The following is a 4964-nucleotide window of genomic DNA, read 5'->3' on the forward strand; positions in this document are numbered from 1 at the left end:
CAGTTACAAACCCGGATACCCGCCTGCCGGGCCGGTAACCGGGACGATTTGTTCGGTATCACGGTTTTTCTGGCTTCCGAAGCTTCAAATTACGTCAACGGAGCGATCATTCCGCTCGATGGCGGAGCAATCGCGTCTGATGGCTTTCCCCCGGTGCTCTGATCGATGATCTTCTGTCTTGAACTGCGGTCAGAGTTGAGACGGCGAGTAGAAAAGATATTTTGATCGATTGCCGGTGCTTGACAAATCACCGATAGTGCCTAAAGATAGCAATCATTGGAAAATAGATAGCAACCACTGAACAGGTAAACAGAAGATCCATCCTACCGCATTTGTACACATATTGAGCCGTGAATATCCGCATACGGGACTACGGTTTCGGGCGGTTCCAACCGCCCGAAACTCTTCTGATGATCATTTTTTTCTATCAAACGAAAACGGTGAATGACTGAAAACCGATCAGGAGAAAGGCTGACTCCCCGGATGTCGGTACAAGATTTGACGTATGATCTGCCTTTTTTGCTTGTTTGGGCGTAGTCGGGATTCCATTCCGCCAGCTGACCGGACAATAAACCTGTTCAACGTATTCCAGAAGGTTAAGGCTTGGGCATTTTCGTTGTGAGGCAAACCGTGGTTGTCCCGACACGAAGGATTGACCATCTTTGTGACTCCGGTGATATCGACCAAGGGTCGCTGTTGTAGTAAAAACTAGCGAAGGAGCGATTGATTCTAGATACGATACAGGAGGTTTGAGCATGAAAATTGGGTTTTTTACCGCAAATTACCTGGATGTTCCTTTGGAAACTTGCCTGGATAAGATTACCCAACTGGGGTACGAGGCGGTCGAACTGCCCGCTTTTACCGGCAGTCCGCACCTTGATGTGCAAAAGGTGACCGAAGACAGCGCCTACGCCGCGCTAATCAAACAGAAGATACGGGAGCGCGGCTTGATTGTCTCCGCCCTGAGCAATCACCCGGAAGGGCAATTGATCCTCGGTCCTTACGGCAAGGATACCGATGGCATCCATCCGGGCAGCAAAGAAGAGAAAATCCGCTTCGGAACGGAACGAATGATCAAGACCGCCCAGGCGGCAAATCATCTCGAAGTTCCCGTCGTGTGTGGTTTCGTCGGGTGTGAAAATTTCGGTCGTTTTTTCCCCTGGCCCCATGGTAAGGGCTGGTCGGAAATGGAAGAGGAATTGGTGGAACGGTGGGGGCCGGTTCTCGAAAAATTTCAGGAGTACGGAGTGAAATTTGCCCACGAAGCTCATCCAAACCAGATGGTTTATGATCTGTGGACTGCCCGCCGGAGCCGGGAACTATTAAGTGGGTACCCGGCCTGGGGATTCAATTTCGATCCGGCGAACCTCATTTACCTAGGAATCGATGTGGAAAATTTTGTTCAGCAATTCGGCTCGCATATCTATCATGTCCATGCCAAAGACGGAGAAATTGTTTCCCATAATGTCAAAAGGGATGGAACGATACCGACCGGTCCCTGGATGCGGATTGACCGCGGATTCCGCTTTCGGATTCCCGGTTGGGGATCGGTGCCCTGGAAAAAGGTGATCACCGAGTTGACCCTGGTCGGTTACGATTATGTCCTGAGTTATGAACACGAAGACGTGACCATGAGCCGGGAAGACGGTGCGGAAAAAACTATAAACTATTTGAGGCCACTGATCATCAAAGCTCCTTACGAGGGGCGTAAGGACATTCTCTTCCAATAGCGTAAAGGCAACGAGAGGAGCAGGACTCTATGAACAATTCGCATATCGACATATCGACAACCCTGGCCGGGGTGACCATGCGTACCCCTTTTGGGGTTTCGCCACACAACCTGGACAAGCCCTGGTTTCCGGGAAGAAAGGCCGCCGAATTGTTTTTGAAGTATGTTGAAGCGGGCGCCGGGTATATCTACATACCGGCTCTTGTTCCGGGTGCACCGACGGAAGCAGAGAAAAATCTCGACTTTCCCACGCTGTTTAAAAATCAGAACTATGTGGGACGATGGATGAAGGTTCCGGTAGATTCGGCGCGCAAGGAAGTCATAGCCCACATCTATACCGCAAAAAATCTCTTTAATTATCTGAGTTGGGGCAAGGAACTCCTGGATGAAATCCGTCCTTCCCTGCCCAAGAATGTACCGGTGATTGCCCAGGTCCTGGTTCACGATCTGGATCCGGCCAAATGGGCGGAACAGACCAAGCGGGTTGCCGACCTGGGTGTGGATATCATTGAGCTCAATACCGGATGTCCGGTAGGGGCCATGTGCCATATGGATGCCAAACTTCTCCCTCCTGAAGCCAAGTGGGGGATGATGATGGGAACCGCTCCCGATGTATTTCTCCCGGTGTTGGAAGCCTGTATCCGGGCCACCGATGTTCCGGTCGGATTTAAGCTGACTCCGGAAGTTGGCTATCCCCGCATGCTCTACATTACCGAGGAAGCCCAGAAGATCGGTGCCCGTTTCGTGGTGACCACCCACAAATACTTTGTCGTTCCCCCTCCCGATATTTGGAATGGCGGGCGGGGGAAGTATCCCGGGGTGAGTGACAATGCGAATATCCTTTCTGATATCGGAGGCCCCATGCTTCGTTTCAGCATGTATAAGGCCACGGCCCTGATTTCCAAAAATATTCCCGGGATTGAAACGTTCGCCGGTGGGGGGATTACCAGTCCGGAACACGTCGCGGAAGCGATCATGCTGGGCGCGAATGCCTGTCAAACCCTGACCGGTATCGTTCTGAAAGGGATCGACTTTATCGAAAGAAGCAATAGCTGGTTGAAGAAGTACATGTCTCAATGCGGATATTCCTCCCTGAATGATTTCCGGGGATTGGGATTGAAGCATCTGAAGCCATCTTCTGAGGTCGAATTCTATTATTATATGGCCCTGATCAACGAGGAAAAGTGCACGCGTTGCGGGAAATGCGCCGCCTCCTATTGCCCGGCTATCTCTATGGTGGACGGGAAACCGGTTGTCGACGGGACGTATTGTTCCAGTTGCGCAATGTGTACGGTCATCTGTCCGTTTGACGCAATATCCATCGTTTCCCGGTAGCGGATAACCAAAGGAATTAACCAGTCGGGGCCTGACGACAGCGTACAACGTAAATGAAAGTTGAGGCACATCTGATCACCCTTCGCCGATCATTGTTTTATTTGCAGATAAGGAAAGGAGGTCGACAGGTTGATGAACACGATGAAAGCAGCTGTTGTGACCAAGCCGGGTGAGATCCGGATGCAGGAGATTCCCGTACCGGAGATAGCCAGCCATGAAGTTTTGATCAAAGTGAAAATCTGCGGAATCTGCGGGACCGATCACAGTATTTATTCTGGGAAATATTCGCGGGATCGCCTGCCCTTGGTAGCCGGCCATGAATTTTCCGGTATCGTAGCCCGGGCGGGAAAAGACGTGTCCGGATTTCAGGAAGGAGATCCGGTCACCGCCGATATCAATTTGGGATGCGAGGAATGTTTTTATTGTTTACGGGGCCAAAAACTGACCTGCCCTCAATTCCACCAATTGGGTATTCACACCAACGGTGCTTTCGCCGAATATGTCAAAGCACCGGCATCCCAGATACATCGACTCCCTGATGGACTGGATTTTACGGTCGGCGCCTTTATCGAGCCGGTATCCTGTACCATTCACGCCGCAAAGGCGATGGACGTCACTTTGGGGAGCAGTGTGGTTGTCCTGGGTGATGGAGCCCTGGGTATTTTACATACTCAACTTGCCAAACTCCGGGGAGCCGCCCCGGTCATTCTGGTGGGCATGATACCGGAACGCCTCAAGGCGGCGGAAAAAATGGGCGTGGATTACATCATTGACATCAAGCGGGAGAATACCGAACAACGGGTGAAAGAACTGACCGGCGGCCGGGGCGGCGATTTCGTGATCGAAGCCGTTGGTATGGCCAAGACTTATGAGCAAGCCTTTCGGTTGGTTCGGCCGGGCGGCCGGGTGGCTGCTTTCGGGATCACCGACGTCGACGACCTGATCCAGGTGAAACCCTTCGACTTCGTTCTCGGGGAGTTGAGCATGGTCGGATCCTGCGCGGGGGTAGGGAACGATTGGCCGGACGCTATCGCTCTACTTCAATACGGACGCATCGATCCCCGGCCGCTTTTCTCCATGAAGGTTCCCCTGGAAGAACTTGAAAAGGCCCTTGCAGAGAGCAAAAACAATCCATCTCTCATCAAGATCTTTGTTTCACCCGAAATCACAGCCCGGGAAATTTTTTAACCCTGATATTCCTTCTGTTTAGCGGGTTTTGAGCCGTTTCCGTTCGACGGAATGGAACCCGCTAAACTCCTCAACCCCAAGTTTGATCAAGATTGCCGCTTTCACGCAAACTCGGTAGTTATCCAATCAACCTGTCTAGTGGACTATCCAGCGGCTTTTCCAAAAATGATTCTACTGCAATAAGTAATTTTGCAGCAAAATCAAAATTGGAAATTGCGAATTTGAGTGTAGGTTAACTTGCTTTATCAGAAAGCGTGTGTTATAAATAGGCGTAATCTGGTAAGAACATCAGTACATTAATATGTTAGCCTCAAGACACATAACTTCACGAAAGGGGGGGAGGCCATGAATAATGACGATGAGTGGTGGGTGGTTTTGTGTTTCTAAACTCTAGAAAATTCCAAGGGAGGGTTTCTCCTGGTCAGATCGATAGTCATTCTCGCGGCGGTGATGTTGTTCGTGTTTGCTTGTGCGGGAGCGGTTTTTGCATCTGCTGATATACCGGAGATCATCATCGGTTGGGCTCCACCCGATATTACCGGGGTCTTCAAAACCGCTACGGATTTCTTTGAAGCTTCAGCCACGCAGGCCCGAGAACACGGGATACCCGTCCAGATCCTCACCAGGTCGCCGGCAACCCATGTCGATTTTGCCGCACAGATTGCGATCGTCGAAGATTTTATTGAGAGAGGCGGGTCAGTGCGATTGCCAT

General features: G+C 51.1%; 4 protein-coding genes. All 4 read left to right on the top strand.

Annotation, left to right across the window (positions count from 1 at the left end):
- Positions 1 to 755 precede the first annotated feature (755 nt).
- Positions 756 to 1730 carry a sugar phosphate isomerase/epimerase gene (locus VLH40_04070; protein HSV31184.1) on the top strand — a complete coding sequence of 325 codons (975 nt, stop codon included), beginning with the start codon at positions 756 to 758 and terminating at the stop codon, positions 1728 to 1730.
- A gap of 29 nt (positions 1731 to 1759) precedes the next feature.
- On the top strand, positions 1760 to 3064 hold the full coding sequence (locus VLH40_04075) for a tRNA-dihydrouridine synthase (GenBank protein ID HSV31185.1): 1305 nt from the start codon (positions 1760 to 1762) through the stop codon (positions 3062 to 3064).
- Between the two features lie 132 nt (positions 3065 to 3196).
- The gene (locus tag VLH40_04080) at positions 3197 to 4252 is read left to right on the top strand and encodes an alcohol dehydrogenase catalytic domain-containing protein (protein ID HSV31186.1); all 1056 of its coding nucleotides are present in this window, start codon (positions 3197 to 3199) and stop codon (positions 4250 to 4252) included.
- Between the two features lie 450 nt (positions 4253 to 4702).
- On the top strand, positions 4703 to 4964 hold a 262-nt coding region (locus VLH40_04085), incomplete at its 3' end, for a hypothetical protein (protein HSV31187.1).

This window comes from Atribacteraceae bacterium, assembly GCA_035477455.1.
Lineage (GTDB): Bacteria > Atribacterota > Atribacteria > Atribacterales > Atribacteraceae > DATIKP01.

Excerpts from the sequence above, each read along its gene's own strand:
- VLH40_04070 (HSV31184.1), top strand. The coding sequence starts at position 756 with ATGAAAATTGGGTTTTTTACCGCAAATTACCTGGATGTTCCTTTGGAA.
- VLH40_04075 (HSV31185.1), top strand. The coding sequence starts at position 1,760 with ATGAACAATTCGCATATCGACATATCGACAACCCTGGCCGGGGTGACC.
- VLH40_04080 (HSV31186.1), top strand. The coding sequence starts at position 3,197 with ATGAACACGATGAAAGCAGCTGTTGTGACCAAGCCGGGTGAGATCCGG.